The organism is Planctomicrobium stercoris (assembly GCF_051465655.1).
In the GTDB taxonomy this organism is placed as follows: Bacteria; Planctomycetota; Planctomycetia; order Planctomycetales; family Planctomycetaceae; genus Planctomicrobium.
In genome coordinates this window covers 5352316-5370836 of the sequence record NZ_CP195791.1, presented here as the reverse complement: position 1 = coordinate 5370836, position 18521 = coordinate 5352316, and the positions used below count along the sequence as shown (strand labels likewise).

The following is an 18521-nucleotide window of genomic DNA, read 5'->3' as shown; positions in this document are numbered from 1 at the left end:
ATGGTGGAACTGACAGGTCGACTCCTGGAGATCGCTTCCGGCCGCACCGGCCTGGACCTGGAGCGGGTCCGCGCCTACCGCAGCCTGTTCGCCCAGCGCGGGTTCGTGCTTCCCCCGCTGGTTCGGCTCAAACCGGAATTCGGCGAGAGAACATCAGTTCCTCCCGGCATCCTCGCTCGGAACCCGGAGGGGGGTTGCCTCCATCGCGGCGCGGTGATTCATCAGGAACCGTGCTCCTGCGGCGCCAGCCGGCTGATCGATGTTCATCACTGCGCGCTGCACAAACGCTGCGTACTGACCCGTCGAGACCGGTCCCGGCTGAAAGATCCCGACATTCGTCAGGTCCTCACAGTTTGCGAGACCTGCCCCGACTTCATCAGCCCAGAGCGCCGAGCGGAGTCAGAACCTCTGTCTCTTCGCTCTTCGCCCTCTGCTCTCCGCTTCTCTCATCCCCTGGCGAAGCACATCACCCGTTTCGCCGTTGGCATCACCTCCGCTCCCCGCAGAATCCCCACGCTCGCCCGCTGTGTCGATTCGGTCATCGCCTCCGGGTTCTCTCCCACTGTCTATGCCGAACCGGACACCCGGGGGCTCCAGGAGATCTCCTCTCCAGTGGTTCAGAGATCCTCTCGGCTGGGGTGCTTTCACAATTATCTGCAGACGTTGCGGGATCTGCTGGCCGCCGATCCACAGGCCCAGGCGATTGTGGTGTTTCAGGATGATGTGGTCATCGCCCGTAAGACACGGGAGTTCCTGGAGCATGACCTCTGGCCCAGCGATCGCATCGGGGCGGTCTCGCTCTATTCTCCCGATTTCTTCTCGTATGAACTTCGCAAGCCATCGGGGTTCCAGAGGCAGCGGGGCCGGTTTCTGATCGGGGCCTGCGCGATGGTTTACCCGCGACAGATGGCCGAGGCTCTGGTCACCCGGCACACGCACTGGCGCGGTTGCGCCCGCGGCCCGGAAATTCAGGATGAGACGAAAAAGAAGGCGGTCGATACCTGGATTGGCCATGCCCTGCACGCGGAACAGAAGCACGTCTACTATCCCAACCCCTCGCTCTGCCAGCACATCGCAACAACCTCCTCCCTCGGCCACGGGGGGAATCACTCCCTGCGCAAAGGCCGGCACTTTCGACGATCGGGCAAGTTCGCCGGAGAAGAAACCACGCCGTTCCAGCTGTTTGCCGAGCGGATGCCTTATGTCCGCTACGACAGCGAGGGGAGCATGCGGCTGGCGGAACCGCTCTCGGTGATCATCCCCGCCTGGAACTGCATTGACCTCACCCAAAAATGCCTGAGGGCGCTGGCTGAGAACGCAGGCGTCTCCCCGCTGGATGTCATTTATATTGACAACGGCAGCGATGCGGGCGTGGTCGATCAGGTGCGGGACTTGGCAGTGAAACTGGCGCTCCCGCTCCGCACGGTCCAGTTCCCCGAAAACCGCGGGTTCTCAGCTGCGGTCAACGCAGGACTGAAAATTGCAACAGGACATGTTCTCCTACTGAACAATGACTGCTACATCCACAAAGGTTGCCTGCCGGCCCTCCTGCGGCATCTGCTCAGCGATGACCGGGTCGCCAGCGTTGGCCCTCTCACCGCTGACCAGGGATCGCAGTCCATCAAGCGGCATCGCGATCTCGCTCGACAGAAAGGAAAACGCAAATCACTCGCACGCAACATGGTCGCTGGGTTCTGCCAGTTGAAACGCAAGGAAGCGATCACCCAGATCGGTCTGCTGGATGAGAACCTGCCACACGGCCTGGGGACCGATGATGACTGGTGCCACCGCGCCCGGGCTGCGGGTTGGAAGATTCTGATCGCCCTCGATGCATTCGCGGACCACGATCACAAAAGCACGTTCAAACGCTCCGGCCAAGACCGAAGGCAACTGCAACAGTCTGCACAGGAATACCTCCGGAAAAAGGGGGTGTTGTGACCGTTGATCTGATCTGCGATGATTTTCTGACTCTGCAACGCTGGCGATGTCGCCTCCGCACTGGCGACTGCCAATGGACTGACAGATCGCGGAATCCCTGTCTGGACGGAGTGAAAAATCGACGCTGGAGCGATTGATATGTCAATTTGGAGGAAGCTTAACCTAAATCGTTGAAGTGAAAATCCATTGGTACCAGAAAAGGCAGTTAGCCGGCAAACTTGCCGGCTAACTGCCTTTTCTATTGACACCTGAGTTTCAACACGAGATAATTCGGCCGGCAAGTTCGCCGGCTGCCTTTGCATGGTGATTTCTTGAACTCTTTATTCCTCCCTATTCTCGATGAACACACTGCAGTCGCGGCCGGATTCCGGTTCGGCGCGAAGGGGACGCACTCCAGCCGCACAATGATGTTCGACGAGCTGGAGATCCTGCTGTCGGCAACAGACTCTTCGGCCAGCCGCGATGACTACGCGGCCACAGTGATCGAGTCGAATTGCTTGGCAAAGCCAACGGCCGCCAGCCGCCGGCAGACGAACCAGCGTATCGGCGAGCTGTACGCTCTTGATCTCAATGTGCCCGTGTTCCGTATTTTCCGACGACTGTGGGATGTGGAGCCTGGAGGGCGACGACTGCTGGCCCTTCTGTGCTCCGTGGCTCGCGACCCCCTGTTGGCCGCGACCGCCGAACCGATCCTGCGGATTGAACCGGGGCGGGAATTCATGCGTGAACCGGTGACCGCTGCGATTCGCTCACTCGTGGGGGATCGGCTGAACGAGAGTATCCTGGCGAAGGTTGTTCGCAACTGCGCCAGCACATGGACGCAGTCCGGCCACCTCGAGGGACGAACTCTCAAGAAGCGTCACCGCGTCACGCCTTCACCCGCGACCATCAGCTTCGCCCTGTTTCTCGGCAGCGTGGTCGGTTATCGCGGAGCGGATCTGTTTGGCTCGGGTTGGATGTCCTTACTCGATTGTCCACCTCCGCGCGCCCGAGACCTGGCGCTCCAGGCGAAGCGGATCGGGCTGATCGACATCCGCATTTCCGGGGACGTAATTGAACTCAACCTGGATAGGCTCGATCCAGCAACCCCTGGGAGCTAAGGGATGTCTCGCATCGAAGATTTGGCGGAGCGTTACGGCCAGCACATTGCGACGCCCTGGCAGCGGACCATTGCCGGTGCCCAGCGCGTCGTCATGGTGGTCTATGACAAGGAACTGGAGCGGACTCTGCGAGCTCGGAAGGTGGCTTTTGAAACCGCTACGCGCCAGGCCGGTCATGACTGGCACGAAGTCGACATTTCCAACCTCTTCGGTAAATGGATGGCGTTGGAAGAGTATCGCGATGAGTATTTCCATAACCCAGAAGACCTCAAGCTGAAGCTGGAAGCGGAATATCCCGAATTCGTCGCCGCCAATATCCGAACGGTGCTCGCCGCAACCGAAGTCACAAGTCAATCAGTGGTCGCCCTGTTCGGCGCAGGCGCGGTGTTCGGGCTGTCACGGCTGTCCGAGATTCTGAAACTCGTCGAACCGGACATTCGCGGGCGATTGGTCGTGTTCTTCCCAGGCCAACTTGAGAACAACGGATACCGCCTGCTCGATGGTCGGGCCGGATGGAACTACCTCGCCGTCCCGATCACCTTGCACAGCGCAGGAGCCTTGGCATGAAAACCATCGGCCAGATTCTTCATCGAGATCCCGCCAAGCATGGACTCGTCAACAACGGGCAGGCCCGGATCGCCGATCGCGCCGGCGAGAAGGAACTGCAGGAACTACGCGGCGAACTGTCGACGTTCGTCTGCGAAGGCCAGTTCGCCGATGGTCTGCAAAAGATTGTTCGATCGTTCCTCGACTGCTTAGGGCGCACGAGCCAGAAGGGGGCCTGGGTCAGCGGGTTTTACGGGAGCGGGAAATCGCACCTGCTGAAGATGCTCTGCCACCTGTGGCAGGACACGGAGTTCCCCGATGGTGCCACGGCTCAGAGCCTGGTTCCGCGCATTCCTGATGATATCACCGCCATCCTGCGTGAGCTGGATGTCGCCGGCCGTCGCTCCGGCGGTTTGCTGGCGGCTGCCGGCGCAATGCCGAGCGGCTCGAACGATAACGTCCGCCTGACGATCTTGAGCGTAATCTTGCGAGCGGTCGGATTGCCGAGCGCCTACCCCCAGGCTCGCTTCTGCTTGTGGCTTCGGGAGCACGGCTGGCTGGACCAGGTCCGTGCCAGCGTGACGGCTGCCGGAAAGGACTTCGACCGCGAGCTCAATGCGCTTTACGTCAGCCCGGTCATCGCCCCCGCATTGCTGAAGTGCAACCCCACGTTTGCGACGTCGGAGGCCGAGGCCAAGAAAGCCCTGCGCGCTCAGTTTCCTCCGGTCTCAGGCGACATCACGACCGAAGAATTCCTCCGCATGGCGAAGGACGCGTTGCTTACTGTCGGCAAAGACGGTCAGTTGCCCTGCACGCTGTTGGTGCTGGATGAACTGCAGCAGTACGTCGGTGATTCCCACGACCGCTCCGTGCTGGTCACGGAAGTCGTCGAGGCCCTGTCCAAGCAGATGGACAGCCAGGTCATCGTCGTCGGAGCTGGACAGAGCGCGCTGACCGAAGTCCGCCAGCTCCAAAAGCTCATGGATCGTTGCACGATTCGCGTGCCGCTGTCCGACACAGATGTCGAAACCGTCACCCGCCGAGTCTTGCTGCAGAAGAACCCGACCGATGTGGCCGACGTCAAGAAGCTGCTGCACGACCACGCCGGCGAAGTCTCGCGACAGCTGCAAGGGACTCGGATTTCCGAATGCGTTGAAGACCAGGCCACCATCGTCGACGACTATCCGCTCCTGCCGGTGCGTCGGCGGTTTTGGGAGCACTGTTTCCGCCAGATCGACGCAGCCGGCACGCACAGCCAGTTGCGTTCGCAGTTGCGGATCATCCACGACGCCGTCGCATCTCTGTCCGGCAAGGAACTCGGAGCGGTCATTCCGGCGGACGAACTCTACACCGCGTTGGCTCCAGAGATGGTCAACACGGGGGTGCTGCTCCGGGAGATCAATGAACGCATCATTCAGGTCGGCAAGGCAGACTCGCTTGCTGGCCGAATCTGCGGCGTCGTCTTTTTGATTGGCAAGCTGCAGCGTGAAGGAGCCGGCGACATCGGCGTCCGCGCCACCAAGCAACATATCTCGGATCTGCTCGTCACCGATCTCCGCGCCGACAACGGCAAACTTCGTTCCGACGTCGAGGCGACGCTGAAGAAGCTCGTCGACGACGGCGTGCTGATGCCGGTGGGTGATGAGTATCGGCTGCAGACGCGTGAAGGGAGCGAGTGGGACCGCGAGTTTCGCACTAAGCAGCAGAAGGTCAACGCGGACGAGACCACCATTCAGTTCCGCCGCGATGAATTGCTGTACGCCGAAATCGGCAAGGGCATCCGTGACGTGGAACGGCGTCTTCAGCAGGGGGCAGCCAAGGAACCGCGGAAGTTCAGCGTCCATCGAGACCAGACTCCGCCCGAGGTCGATGGCTCATCCATCCCGGTCTGGATTCGGGACCAGTGGTCGCATGCTCAAAAGGACATGGTTGAAGCGGCCCGCTCCGCCGGTGCAGACAGCCCGACGCTGTTCGTGTTCGTTCCGAAGCAATCGGCGGAAGACCTTCGCCGGCTGATCGTGGAGGCCGAAGCCGCCCAGCAGACGCTCGATACCCGTGGCAATCCCACGACGAACGAAGGTCAGGAAGCCCGCCAGAGCATGGAGAGCCGGCGCAACATCGCGGTCGGCAACCGCGATCGTCTGATCGAAGAGATCGTCAAGGCGACCAAGGTCTTCCAGGGGGGCGGGTCCGAAGTCCTCAGCGCGACGGTCGAGGAGAAGTTGAAGAGCGCCGCCAACGATGCGCTGGTGCGACTCTTCCCCCGCTTCAAGGAGGCCGATTCGGGAGCCTGGGAAGTCGCCCTGAAACGGGCGAAGGAAGGCGTCGATCAACCGCTTCAGCCGGTGGGGCACACTGACGCAACGGAAAAGCATCCCGTCTGCCAGCAGGTGCTCACGACCATTGGTGCGGGCAAGACCGGCACGGATGTCCGCAAGACGCTGAAGGGCCAGCCGTTCGGATGGCCGCAGGACGCGATCGATACGGCGCTGATCGCCCTGCATCGCGCCCAACACATCTCGGCCACGCTCAACGGGGCTCCGGTGGCATTGGGCCAGCTCGATCAGAACAAAATCCCGAAGGCCGAGTTCCGGGTCGAGCAGGCGACGCTCTCCGTCCAGGATCGCCTATTGTTGCGGAAGCTGTTCCAGCAACTGGGGCTGAACTGCAAGAGCGGCGAGGAGGCGACGATCGCTCCCGTCTTCCTGAGCAAGCTGCTGGAATACGCCCGTTCTTCTGGTGGTGAGCCGCCGTTGCCACTTTCGCCGTCCGTGGCCGATGTGGACGACCTCACGCGACTGGTCGGCAACGAACAGCTTCGGGCAATCAAGGACCGCTCTGCCGACATCGAGTCCAAGATCAAGATTTGGACGGAGCGCCGGAACCTGGTCGCCCAGCGTGGCCCCGTCTGGGAAACGCTCGAACGGCTGGCCAGCCACGCCCGCGGGCTGGACGGTGCAAAGAGCCACCTCGATCAGATCGAAGCCATCCGCGACCAGCGGTTGCTGCTCGAGCCGAACGATCCGGTCGCATCCGTGCGCACCGGTCTCGGCGACTGCTTGCGGGCCGCCGTCAAGGAGGCCCACGAGGCCCTGTCGACCGCCTGCGAAAGCGCCCTGTCCACGCTCGCCGGGAGCGACCTCTGGAAGAAGTTGAAGAGCGGCGATCAGGAATCGATTTTGCGCTCCGTCGGCCTGGTGGCCCCAGGCAAGCCGGACGTTTCTTCCGACAGTGCGCTAGTCGCGCACTTGAACGCCCATCCGCTGTCTGTGGCCCGCACGGAGATTGATGCGGTCCCCGGCCGGTTGCAGCAGGCGATCGAGCAGGCGGCCAAACTGCTGGAACCGAAGGTCCAGCCGGTCTCCCTCGAACGGGCGACGCTGCGGTCAGCCCCGGAAGTCGAGGCCTGGCTGGAACGGACGAAAGCACAACTTCTGGAAGCCGTCCAACACGGTCCCATCCTGGTGAAGTAAAGGGACATCTCATGCCATTCTTGAAGTCACTCAAATTGTCTGGGTTCTTGTCGTTTCCACCGGATTCACCGGCGCTCGATTTGACACCGCTGAATGTACTCATCGGACCGAACGGGTCCGGCAAATCCAACGTGATCGAGGCCATCGAACTTCTCCACGCCGCGCCAACCGCATTTGCCGCTGCGATTCGGGATGGTGGTGGAGTTCACGAATGGCTCTGGAAAGGAGACAAGGCCAGCGAACCGGCGACGATTGAAGCGATCATTGAAGGCAGCAAGTCCATTTCTGACCTGCGCTACCTGCTGACGTTTGCAGCTTCCGGTCAGCGAACCGAAGTGATCGACGAGGCTATTGAAGAAACGCACAAGACCGATCCATCTGCAAAGGATGTGCGGTTCTACTATCGGTTCCAGCACGGCCGTCCGGCATTAAACGTCCGGGACACCAGCGGCGGGTATACGCGGCGGTCGCTGAAGCGGGAAGAACTTGTGCCCGACGAGTCGGTGCTCTCCCAACGCAAGGGGTCTGACGTTTATCCCGAGGTGACCTGGCTCGGCCAGCAGTTCGCCAAGATTCAAACGTTTCGTGAATGGAGTTTTGGTCGCTACGTGGCCCTCCGGCAACCGCAGCCGGCCGACCTTCAGACAGACATCCTGCTGCCGGATTCCCGCAACCTTGGTCTGCTGTTGAACGAACTCGAACACAGCGACGCCAGCGCCGAATTCAATCGTCTGCTGACCCGCTTCCTGCCGAGATATCAGCGGTTCTCCACACGAATCCAAGGTGGCACAGTTCAGTTCTACCTGCATGAGTCTGGACTCAAAGCTCCCGTCCCGGCCACGCGACTCTCGGACGGAACGATCCGCTTCATGGCAATTCTGGCGATCCTGCTTTCGCCATCCCCGCCGCCGTTGATGTGCATCGAGGAACCCGAGTTGGGCTTACACCCCGACGCAGTCGGTTTGTTGGCCGACCTGTTAACGGACGCCGCAACTCGCACCCAACTGGTCGTGACAACGCACTCGGACGTGCTGATTTCCGGTCTCACAGACCAGGCGAACTCGGTGCTCGTCTGCGAGCACCGAGGTGGAACGGTGCTGGAACGGGTCGATCCTGACAAGCTGACGAATTGGCTCGACAAGTACCGTCTCGGAGAAGTCTGGCGCATCGGCGAACTGGGGGGTAACCCATGAATCAGATCGCCATTTACGTCGAAGGCGGCGGTGACACCGCGCAGCAGAAGGCGGAACTTCGTAACGGACTCGACGAACTGCTCGGCCTCCAAAAACAGGCCGCCCGCAACAAACGTCTGGGATGGAAACTGGTTCCGTCAGGCAGCCGGAACAGCGCCTATCAGGCGTTTGTCGCGGCTATCGGGCACGCTGATTCCAAGACCTTGTGCGTGCTGTTGGTCGACTCGGAAGAGGGCCTGGCGGTCGAGACGAAGGGCAAGTCGGATGTGAACGCCCACGTTCGGAAGATGCATCTTTCCAATCGCGACGGGTGGAACCTCAACGACATCAAGCCCCAGCAGATTCATCTCATGGTTCAATGCATGGAGGCTTGGATTGTTGCTGATCCGGATGCACTCGCCGGCTACTACGGGAAGGGCTTCCGCCCTAAGAGTCTCCCTGCTCGCGAGAACCTCGAAGAAGAGCCCAAGTCCGAAGTTTACGGCAAGTTGGCTAAGGCGACTAAGGACACCAGCAAGGGCGAATACTCAGAGGCCAACCATTCCAAGATTAAGCACGCCAGCAAGCTGCTGGCCCGTATTGATCCAAAGAAGGTGGCCGCCCGCTGCTCCCGTTTTACTGCACTGACCAGTTGGCTCGACGACCAGATTCAGAAGGCCTGAAATGCCCAGCCTTTCACGAGAACTCCGCCGCGAACTCGAACGCACCGTCAAGCAGGCCCGGAAGGTGGCCGAGGACGGGGCGACGAAGGCCATCGACCGTCTGGGCGTTGGCCACGCGCAGCCGCCCAAGGGGATCACGGCTGACGAACAGGCGCTCCGTCGCCGGCTGCGTGCCCACGGCCGGCAGTTGGGGGACGGCCCGCTCGCCAAGGGGGCGCAGGCGACGACTCGCCTCATCTCCGAGTGCGCTTACGAACATTGGCACCGGCTGCTGTTCGCGCGGTTCCTGGCCGAGAACGAATTGCTGATCGAGCCTGAGCACCAGCTCTCGATCACGCTGGAGGACTGCCGGGAACTGGCCCGCGAACAGGGGCTGGACTGGCTCGAACTCGCCAGCAGCTATGCCACGCGGATGCTGCCGCAGATCTTCCGGCAAGGTGATCCGGTCCTGGAAGTGCAGCTTCCGCCGGAGAACCGTTCGCAACTGGAAGACCTGCTGAAGGCCCTGCCGCGCGAGACGTTTCTGGCGGATGACAGTCTGGGGTGGGTCTATCAGTTCTGGCAGGCCGATCGCAAAGAAGAGGTCAATGCGTCCGAGACGAAGATCGGCGCGGACGAACTGCCGGCGGTGACGCAGCTCTTCACCGAGGACTACATGGTCCTGTTCCTGCTCCACAACACGCTTGGGGCGTGGTGGGCCGGAAAGGTGCTCGCGGCGCGGCCGGAGTTGGCGTCAACCGCCGAAAGCGAAGCGGAGTTGCGGTCCGCGTGCGCCGTGGGCGATGTCGAGTGGACGTACCTCCGGTTCGTGCGTGCCGACGAGGGACCGTGGCGGCCGGCTGCCGGCACGTTCGACGGCTGGCCGACAACGGCGCGGGAGATCACAGTTCTCGACCCCTGCATGGGGAGCGGGCACTTTCTGGTGTTCGGGCTGCCGATCCTGGTGGCGCTGCGGATGGAAGAGGAAGGGCTGTCGCGGCGGGACGCGGTCGACGCCGTGCTTCGGGACAACCTGCACGGTCTGGAGATCGACCCCCGCTGCACGCAGATCGCCGCGTTCAACCTGGCGTTGGCGGCGTGGAAGCTCGTGGGCTACCACGAACTGCCCGAACTGCACCTCGCGTGTTCCGGCCTGACGCCGGCCGCGTCGGAAGAGGAATGGCTCAAGCTGGCCGAGAAGTCGGGCCTGAAGATGACGGCTCTTTCCCGCGAGCCGATCCTGAACGGCCTGCGGAACCTGCACGCGCTGTTCTCGGAAGCACCGACGCTGGGGTCGCTGATCGACCCGAACCAGTTGTCGGCAGACCTGATCACCGCCGACTACGAGACGCTAGAGCCCTACCTCGCCGCCGCACTGAAGGCTGAGCACGGGGATCACGAAGTGCATGAACGCGCTGTCGCGGCGGCGGGCATGGTGAAAGCAACAGAACTGCTCGCTGCAGAACACACGCTCGTCGTCACCAACGTCCCCTATCTGGGCCGTAGTAAACAAATTGAGTCACTTCGAGATTACCTGACCCAGAACTTTGAGGAAGGTCAAGGCGATTTGGCAACCGCATTCTTGATGCGTTGCCTCCAGCTAACTCAACGCAAGGCGACGGCTGCGATTGTGTGTCCGCACAACTGGCTGTTTTCAAATCGCACTAAGCCTCTTCGCGAAATGGGACTCACGCGATTTCAGTGGGACATGGTCGCGCGGCTTGGTCCTGGAGCATTTGAGACCATCTCGGGGCACGTCGTGAATGTCGCTCTGATTGTTCTCACATCATCCCGTCCTTTTGAGTCGTCGACGCTCGTGGGGATCGACGTCTCACAAAGTGAAGATTCTCGCGGGAAGGCCGAGTCCCTGACTTCAGCGAAAATCACTGAGGGCAACCAGTTGAAAATGCTCCTGAATCCCGGAGCATCGATCATGATCGGTAACGACAGCGCGGATGTACCTCTACTGGACGACTACTGCACCTCGCTTGCAGGAGCCACCGCAGGCGACAAGTCGCGATTCTCCGCATGCTGGTGGGAGATTCCATCGGCATCCATCGGTGTCGACTGGGAACTTTATCAGAGCGCCCCGGTAAATCGGACGCTCTACGGAGGGCGAGAGCTTGCCGTTCTCTGGCAGTCCGAGAACGGTGAGATGGCGGCGCTGGCAGACAGTGTGAAGCATCTGAATCACGTCGCTCAGAACTGGTTAAGAGGAAAACCAAATTGGAATAAGCGCGGCGTAGTGGTTGGAATCATGTCAGAGCTTCCGTTCTCGCTCTATGAGGGCGAGATCTACGACTGTAACTGTTGCGCTGTTGTGCCAAACGATCAGACAATCCTTCCAGCGCTGCTGTGCTATTTTCAGTCCGGGGAGTACTGCAAAGCGATTCGTGACCTGAATCAAGCACTGGCGGTCTCATCCACATCGACCTTCACGAAGGTGCCATTTGATCTTGAGTATTGGCAACAGATAGTCGCTCAGAGATTTCCGAACGGCATCCCTGAACCTGAAAGTGACGACGCGAGTCAATGGCTGTTCCACGGCCGGCCAGAGCAGTCGACTTCACCGCTTCAAGTCTCGGTCGCGCGTCTCCTCGGCTACCGCTGGCCCGCGGAACTAGATGGCGATATGCGGCTCAGCCAGCGTGCGCGCGAACTGGTGAAACGCTGCGATGGACTTCTTCCTCATGCCGACGCCGATGGCATCGTTTGCCTGACACCGATCAAGGGGGAAGCCTTGGCAGCCGACCGGCTGACTCGACTGCTCGCCGATGCCTACGGTTCCGAATGGTCCGCCGGCAAACTGGATTCGCTGCTGCGCGATGTCGGCTACGCCGGCAAGTCGCTCGACGACTGGCTCCGTGATGGGTTCTTCGAGAACCACTGCGACGTATTCCACAATCGTCCGTTCATCTGGCACATCTGGGACGGCCGCCGGGATGGCTTTCACGCTTTGGTCAACTACCACCGCCTGGCCGCCCCCAACGGCGAAGGACGGCGCACGCTGGAGAAACTGATCTACAGCTACCTCGGCGACTGGATCGAGCGGCAGGAACGGGAACAGAAAGAGGGCCTCGACGGAGCCGATGCCCGCCTCGCCGCCGCCAAACATCTGCGGACAGAACTGGAGAACATCCTCACGGGGGAGCCCCCCTACGATCTGTTCGTCCGCTGGAAGCCGCTGCACCAGCAGCCGATCGGCTGGGAACCGGACATCAACGACGGCGTCCGGCTCAACATCCGCCCCTTCATGACCGCTCGCCCCCTCGGCGCACGGGCGAGGAACGCCTGCATCCTCCGCGCCACCCCCAAGAACATCAAATGGACCAAAGACCGCGGCAAGGAGCCGCAGCGGGAGAAGGCCGACTTCCCCTGGTTCTGGTCCTGGGACGAAGCGACGCAGGACTTCAAAGGCGGTGCCGCATTCGACGGCAACCGCTGGAACGACCTGCACTACTCGAACGCGGTCAAGCAGGCGGCCCGTGAGCGTGTTGCAGTCAAGACACCACCTTCCTCAGAAAGGAAGTCAAAATGATCCGACGACTTTACATCGACAATTTCAAAAGTCTGGTGAACTTCGAACTCCCGCTCCAGGAACTCACTTTGCTGCTGGGGCCGAACGGAGTGGGAAAGACGTCCGTTCTGGATGTGATCTTCGCGCTCCGTCAATTGCTGTCGGGGAGCGTCAAGGTCACCGACAAGGGAATCTTTCCGACGCCGACGTTGACGCGGTGGCAATCGATCGACTTGCAAGTCTTCGAACTCGATGTGGTGCTGGAGAACCACGAGTACCGCTACCGCGTGGAAGTGGAGCACGAGCGGGCAACCCGTAAGGCGCGGATTTCGTCGGAACGGCTGGAGCTGTCGGGGAATCCTCTCTTCAAGTTCCATCAGGGAGAGGTGCGTCTCTATCGCGACAACCATTCAGAAGGCCCGACGTTCGGCGGGGATTGGACGGAGTCGGCAATGGCCCGTGTGCCGCCCCGGAACGACAATACGCACCTGACACGGTTTCTGGAATTTATTCGCAAAGTCATCGTGTGCGGGTTGTATCCGGCCAGCTTCAAAGCGGAGTCGGCCACGGAAGATTCGGTGCTGGATCGAGATGCCGCGAACTTCGCCGCGTGGTATCGGCACTTGCTCTTGGAACGGCAAGAGCTGGTTCCCGAGTTCACCCAAGCCCTCAAGGAAGTGATTTCGGGGTTTCGCGGTATTCGCATGGAAAAGGTCGGGCTGGACACACGGGCTCTGATGGTCATGTTCGACCAGTACAAGAAGAAATACGAGCTCCGCCTCGATGAGATCTCCGACGGCCAGCGGGCGCTGATTGCGTTGTATTCGCTGGTGCGACTGGCTTCTGGTCAGGGCTATACGCTGTTTTTGGACGAGCCCGATAATTATGTGGCCCTCGCCGAGATTCAGCCCTGGATTATTCAGGTGGCGGACGCGTGCGGAGGAGAAGTGCCCCAGGCTGTGATCTGTTCGCATCATCCGGAACTGATCGACTATCTCGGCGGGGATCGGGGGATGATCCTGGATCGGGAGAGTTCCGGCGTGACGAGAGCTAAGCCGCTCGCGGATGTCGCGACAGATGGCGGGCTGAAGCTGTCTGAGATCGTCGCGAGGGGGTGGCAACAATGAGCCGTGGCGTCCAACTGGTCTTGCTGTGCGAGGACAGGCAGCACGAAACGTTTGTCCGGCGGTTCTTGGAGAAGGCCGGCTGGTCGACTCGCCGCATGCGCGTGGAAATGGCCCCACCAGGGAAAGGTTCGGCCGAACAGTTTGTACGGGACCGGTTTCCCAATGAGTTGGCAGCGTACCGTTCCAACCGGAACCGAGTCGCACAAGGTCTGATCGTTGTGCGAGACGGCGACAACAAGGGAGTAACTGACCGGATTCAGGAGTTGTCGAACGCATGCGTGGCTGAGGGCATCGAGCCGCGTCGAGACGATGAGGCCGTCGCCATTCTCATTCCGACATGGAACATTGAAGCATGGTTAGCCTACCTGGGTGGTTCCAGTGTTGATGATACCAAAGGCAACTATCCGCGATTAGACCGCGCCCGCGACTGCCAACCATACGTTGAAGCACTCCATGACATGTGTCAGCAGGGAGTGTTGCGGCGACCTGCTCCTGCATCTCTGGAAGCAGCATGCACGGAGTACCGGAAGCTGATTCCTTCTTCGAGGGCAAAACGATGAAGGAAGCCTCCGTGACTTTCATTGACGAGCTGCAGAAATCACTCACTGGGTGCCTCCGTTCCCCCGAGGGAGTCGAGCCGCCGTGCGTGATTCTCTGGACCGATCCCGACGGCCAGTGGCGGCCGCTGGTCCCCGCGATGCTCTCCGCCATTCCGCACCTGTATGTGCTCGGTGACTACAGCGTGGAGGAACGGACAGGCCCAGTGATCTGGCTGAAGTGCATCGTCGATCGCACGCTGCCCGAGGTTTCGCCGCCGGAAGGGACCGTGCCGATTTTCTATCTCCCCGGCGTCGACCGCCAAGTACTGCGCGCCGGCAGCGACTGCCCCGAACAACTGCAGCCGCTGGTCGAACTGCAGTTTCGGGGCACGGTCTGGCACCAGCGGAATGGCAAGGACTGGACACTCGAAGCGTTTCTGACCTCGGAGCATGGCCTGGGCCTGGACGTCGCCCTCGACATCGCCACGCGCGAGGCCGTAGCCCGCGCACTGCCGGTGCTGGCAACGGAACCGGTCGCCAATCTCCGTGGTCACCGGTTGGACGCCGAAGATTTCGATCGCCTCTCCGTCGGCGATCCAATCCGGGATCTGTTGTCGTGGATGAGCGATGCGGAAGGTTTCCGGCAGCGGTGCGAGAGCGGACGCTGGCAGACGTTCTGCACGGTCGCCGCCCGTGAATTCGACATCGACTGTGAACGCGGTACGACCGAAGCAGCACAATCGCTTCGCGAGGGAGGCGGGAAATGGGACGCGGTCTGGGAACGGTTCTGCGAGGCCCCTCGCATCTACCGTGGGATTTCGTCGCTGCTGCGAGAAACGGGTGCCCCGAAGAAACCCTCACTGTTTCGCCCATTGGAGCGCGACCCGAAGGCGAACGCCGACCAGGAAGAGTCGCTGCGAAAGGAACTGGAGACCGTTGCGACGTTGTCGCATCACGAAGCGTGCGCCCGACTTTTGGAACTGGAGAAACAGCACGCCATTCGCCGCACCTGGGTCTGGGTCGAACTGGGCGAGAGCACCTGGGCGATGGCGCTGGAGCCGTTGGCCCGACTGGCGAAATCAGCCCAGTCCCCCCTCGGTGGTCCCACGCTGCCCGATGTGATCCGCTCCTACGTGGAGGCGGGCTGGCGTTGTGACCGCGCTGCGCTGGATGCCCTGGCGGCGGTGAGTGCGCCTTCGGACCTGGCGCTGCTGGCCAAAGTGGAGAAGAACCTGTACGAACCGTGGCTCGACAAGTCGGCCCGGCATTTCCAGTCGCTCGTCGGCCCGAACGGGGCGTCGCTCCGCCAGCTTGTTACGGGCGTGACGGCCCAGAGGGAGACCTGCCTCCTGTTCGCGGACGGGCTTCGGTTCGACGTCGCCGGGCAACTCCAGGAGGTTTTGGAGGCCCGGGGCGTTCGCGTTCGCCTGGGCCACCGTGTGGCCCCCACTCCGACTGTGACCGCCACGGCCAAGCCAATCGCCAGCCCCGCCCACGCGGCGCTCCGTGGCGACGACGTGGCCGACGATTTCGCTCCCGTGGTTTCCGCGACCGGGCAGTCGGTCAATGCGCCCCGGCTGCGCAGCCAGATGGAGAGTGACGGCGTCGTGGTCCTGACGCCCGACGAAAGTCGCATGCCGGCCAGCGCGGAACACGGCGGCTGGGCGGAAATCGGTCAACTCGACAGCCTGGGTCACAAACTTGGCGTTCAGTTGGTAACCCATATTCCACGGGAGCTGGAATCCATCGCTGACCGGGTGATGCAATTGCTCGACGGCGGATGGACGCGGGTGAAGGTGATCACCGACCACGGCTGGCTGCTAATGCCGGGCCACCTCAAGAAGGTCGACATGCCCCGGTATTTGACCGAAACGAAGTGGTCCCGTTGCGCCTTGGTGAAGGGTGAATCGGCCACGGAGATGCCCACCTACGCCTGGCATTGGAACACGCACATCCGTATCGCGTCGCCGCCGGGGATTGGCTCGTTCGCCGCCAACACCGATTACTCGCACGGCGGTATCAGCGTGCAGGAGTGCGTAATCCCGGAACTCCTGGTGGAGCGCGGAGCCGAACGAGCCAGCGCGAAGATCACCGGCGTCAGTTGGCGCGGACTGCGCTGCCGCGTAGCCGTCGACACCAACATGGCGGGCCTGCGGATCGACCTCCGTCTCAACTGGAAACAGCCCGCCACGAGCATCGTCGCGTCCGTGAAGGCGATCGACGCCTCGGGCGAGGCCAGCATTGTCGTCAAAGACGACGCCAACGAAGGGGTTGCCGCTGCGGTTGTAGTTCTGGACCCGAACGGTCAAGTGTTGGACCAAAAAACCACAATCGTGGGAGAGGATGCATGAGCATGGAACTCGACACACTTGATCGCGAAGCCGCAGGTGTTTTTGACGGCTATCTCGTCCGCAAGGATCTGGTCCGCAAGTACGCCCGGCAGTACCCGGTGCCCACCTACGTGGTGGAATTCCTGCTGGGGCGTTACTGCGCCAGCATTGAAGAAGAGGAAATCGCCGAAGGTCTGCGGATCGTCGAGCAGCAACTGCGGGACCGGACCGTCCGCACGGGTGAGGAGGAACTCTTCAAGTCGAGGGCCAAGGAAGAAGGGTCCGTCCGGCTGATTGATATCGTTCGGGCACGGCTGGACGCAAAAAACGACTGTTACATCGCCGAACTTCCGAGTCTGGCACTGCGCGATGTGCGGATCGACGACCAATTCGTCCGCGACAACGAGCGGATGCTGACGGACGGGTTCTATGCGGAGATCACCGTTGATTACGACGGGATCATCGCTCAGCAATCGAGTGGTCGGCCGTTTGGGATCGATTCCCTACGGCCGATTCAGATGTCGAAGTCGGATGTCCTCGATCACTTCGCCCGCGGTCGGCTGGCGTTCGAAACGCAGGAGTGGATCAATTTTCTGATGCGGTCAATCGGCCTGGAGCCATCCGCTCTGGATGAACGGGCCAAGAAGGTCATGCTGCTGCGGATGATTCCGTTCGTGGAGCGGAACTTTAACCTCGTGGAACTCGGGCCGCGCGGCACCGGCAAAAGCCACCTCTTCCAGCAGATTTCCCCCTATGCCCATCTGATCTCCGGCGGCAAGGCGACCGTCGCCAAAATGTTCGTGAACAACGCGACGGGCCAGCGCGGGTTGGTCTGTCAGTACGACGTCGTCTGCTTCGACGAGGTATCCGGCATCTCCTTCGACCAGAAAGACGGCGTCAACATCATGAAGGGCTACATGGCGTCCGGCCAGTTCAGTCGCGGGAAGGAGAACATTCGGGCTGAAGGCGGGATCGTGATGGTGGGCAATTTCGACGTCGACGTCGAGCAGCAGCAACGGATCGGTCACCTGCTCAGTCCACTGCCACCTGAGATGCGAAACGACACGGCGTTCATGGACCGCATCCACGCCTATGCGCCAGGTTGGGACTTCCCCAAACTGAACCCGAACGAGCATTTAACCGATCACTTCGGCTTGGTGAGCGATTTCTTAAGCGAATGCTGGAGCCGCTTGCGTTCGTCCAACCGCGTTTCCGTCTTGCAGAGCCGGGTCTACCTGGGCGGGGCGCTCAGTGGCCGCGACATCGAAGCGGTCAATAAGACGGTCAGCGGCTTGACGAAGTTGCTGTTCCCCAACGAAGAACAGGAGATCTCCGACGAAGACCTCGAATGGATTGTCCGCCTGGCGCTGGAAGCACGCCGCCGGGTGAAGGAACAGCAGAAGCGGGTCTTCAAGAGCGAATTCCGCAACACGCACTTCAGTTACACCCTCGGGCTGGACGGGGTTGAGCAGTTCGTCTCAACACCCGAGCTCCACAGCGATGAAGCCATCGATGGCGATCCATTGCCTCCCGGCCAGGTATGGGCGGTCAGCCCCGGCGCGACGGAGGCCGGTCCCGGCCTCTGTCGGATCGAAGTCACCTGCGGGCCGGGCAGCGGTGTCAAAATTCTGAACCAGCCGACGCCGGGGCCGTTCCGCGAGAGCGTTCGCGTCGGGGAGCAGAACCTGTACCTTCGGTCGAAAGAACTGGTGGGCGACCGCAATCCACGCGAGGAAGAGTTCTCGATCCAACTGCGGGCGATGGACGCGGACAAGACCGGTGGCGGCATCGGCCTGCCGGTCCTGGTCGCTCTCTGTGGTGCCCTCTTGGGCCGCAACACTCGCGGCGGAACGATCATCGTCGGGGCGCTCAACCTCGGTGGATCGGTTGAATTGGTTCCGAATGCGGTGCAGATCGCCGAACTCTCGATCGACAAGCAAGCCCAGACGCTCCTGATGCCGGTTTCCGTCCGCCGGCAGCTCAACGACCTGCCCGACGATCTTTGGACGAAGATCAACATCGAGTTTTACAAGGACGCCGCCGACGCGGTGTTCAAGGCGTTGGAAGAGTGAAAGAGCATTTCGACAATTGAAGCTTCATCGAGTCGCAAACATTCC

General features: G+C 61.3%; 11 protein-coding genes. All 11 read left to right on the top strand.

Annotated elements, in window-relative coordinates; genetic code table 11:
• Entirely contained in the window at nucleotides 1-1938 is a 1938-nt protein-coding gene (locus tag SH661x_RS21765) for a glycosyltransferase family 2 protein (RefSeq protein WP_437225997.1), read from the top strand.
• Nucleotides 1939-2249: 311 nt separating this feature from the next.
• The gene (locus SH661x_RS21760) at nucleotides 2250-3038 is read left to right on the top strand and encodes a hypothetical protein (RefSeq protein WP_437225995.1); all 789 of its coding nucleotides are present in this window, start codon (nucleotides 2250-2252) and stop codon (nucleotides 3036-3038) included.
• A gap of 3 nt (nucleotides 3039-3041) precedes the next feature.
• The gene (locus SH661x_RS21755; protein ID WP_437225993.1) at nucleotides 3042-3605 is read left to right on the top strand and encodes a BREX protein BrxB domain-containing protein; all 564 of its coding nucleotides are present in this window, start codon (nucleotides 3042-3044) and stop codon (nucleotides 3603-3605) included.
• The gene (gene brxC, locus SH661x_RS21750; RefSeq protein ID WP_437225991.1) at nucleotides 3602-7057 is read left to right on the top strand and encodes a BREX system P-loop protein BrxC; all 3456 of its coding nucleotides are present in this window, start codon (nucleotides 3602-3604) and stop codon (nucleotides 7055-7057) included. Before SH661x_RS21755 ends, brxC begins: the two co-directional genes overlap by 4 nt.
• Nucleotides 7058-7068: 11 nt before the next feature.
• Entirely contained in the window at nucleotides 7069-8250 is a 1182-nt protein-coding gene (locus SH661x_RS21745; RefSeq protein WP_437225989.1) for an AAA family ATPase, read from the top strand.
• The gene (locus SH661x_RS21740) at nucleotides 8247-8912 is read left to right on the top strand and encodes a DUF4276 family protein (RefSeq protein ID WP_437225987.1); all 666 of its coding nucleotides are present in this window, start codon (nucleotides 8247-8249) and stop codon (nucleotides 8910-8912) included. Before SH661x_RS21745 ends, SH661x_RS21740 begins: the two co-directional genes overlap by 4 nt.
• Before the next feature lies 1 nt (nucleotide 8913).
• Entirely contained in the window at nucleotides 8914-12429 is a 3516-nt protein-coding gene (locus tag SH661x_RS21735) for an Eco57I restriction-modification methylase domain-containing protein (protein WP_437225985.1), read from the top strand.
• On the top strand, nucleotides 12426-13535 hold the full coding sequence (locus SH661x_RS21730; RefSeq protein ID WP_437225983.1) for an AAA family ATPase: 1110 nt from the start codon (nucleotides 12426-12428) through the stop codon (nucleotides 13533-13535). Before SH661x_RS21735 ends, SH661x_RS21730 begins: the two co-directional genes overlap by 4 nt.
• Nucleotides 13532-14095, top strand: coding sequence for a hypothetical protein (locus SH661x_RS21725; protein ID WP_437225981.1), 564 nt, complete (start codon nucleotides 13532-13534; stop codon nucleotides 14093-14095). The genes SH661x_RS21730 and SH661x_RS21725 overlap by 4 nt, the downstream gene beginning before the upstream one ends.
• Nucleotides 14047-16425 carry a BREX-1 system phosphatase PglZ type B gene (gene pglZ, locus SH661x_RS21720; protein WP_437225979.1) on the top strand — a complete coding sequence of 793 codons (2379 nt, stop codon included), beginning with the start codon at nucleotides 14047-14049 and terminating at the stop codon, nucleotides 16423-16425. Before SH661x_RS21725 ends, pglZ begins: the two co-directional genes overlap by 49 nt.
• Nucleotides 16426-16427: 2 nt before the next feature.
• A complete protein-coding gene (gene brxL / locus SH661x_RS21715; RefSeq protein ID WP_437231235.1) occupies nucleotides 16428-18476 on the top strand; it encodes a BREX system Lon protease-like protein BrxL in 2049 nt (682 codons plus the stop codon).
• The last annotated feature ends 45 nt before the right edge of the window (nucleotides 18477-18521 follow it).

Coding starts and splice junctions, on each gene's coding strand:
- pglZ (WP_437225979.1), top strand. CDS start 14,047: ATGCACGGAGTACCGGAAGCTGATTCCTTCTTCGAGGGCAAAACGATG.
- SH661x_RS21725 (WP_437225981.1), top strand. CDS start 13,532: ATGAGCCGTGGCGTCCAACTGGTCTTGCTGTGCGAGGACAGGCAGCAC.
- SH661x_RS21745 (WP_437225989.1), top strand. CDS start 7,069: ATGCCATTCTTGAAGTCACTCAAATTGTCTGGGTTCTTGTCGTTTCCA.
- SH661x_RS21735 (WP_437225985.1), top strand. CDS start 8,914: ATGCCCAGCCTTTCACGAGAACTCCGCCGCGAACTCGAACGCACCGTC.
- SH661x_RS21740 (WP_437225987.1), top strand. CDS start 8,247: ATGAATCAGATCGCCATTTACGTCGAAGGCGGCGGTGACACCGCGCAG.
- SH661x_RS21755 (WP_437225993.1), top strand. CDS start 3,042: ATGTCTCGCATCGAAGATTTGGCGGAGCGTTACGGCCAGCACATTGCG.
- SH661x_RS21730 (WP_437225983.1), top strand. CDS start 12,426: ATGATCCGACGACTTTACATCGACAATTTCAAAAGTCTGGTGAACTTC.
- brxC (WP_437225991.1), top strand. CDS start 3,602: ATGAAAACCATCGGCCAGATTCTTCATCGAGATCCCGCCAAGCATGGA.
- brxL (WP_437231235.1), top strand. CDS start 16,428: ATGGAACTCGACACACTTGATCGCGAAGCCGCAGGTGTTTTTGACGGC.
- SH661x_RS21765 (WP_437225997.1), top strand. CDS start 1: ATGGTGGAACTGACAGGTCGACTCCTGGAGATCGCTTCCGGCCGCACC.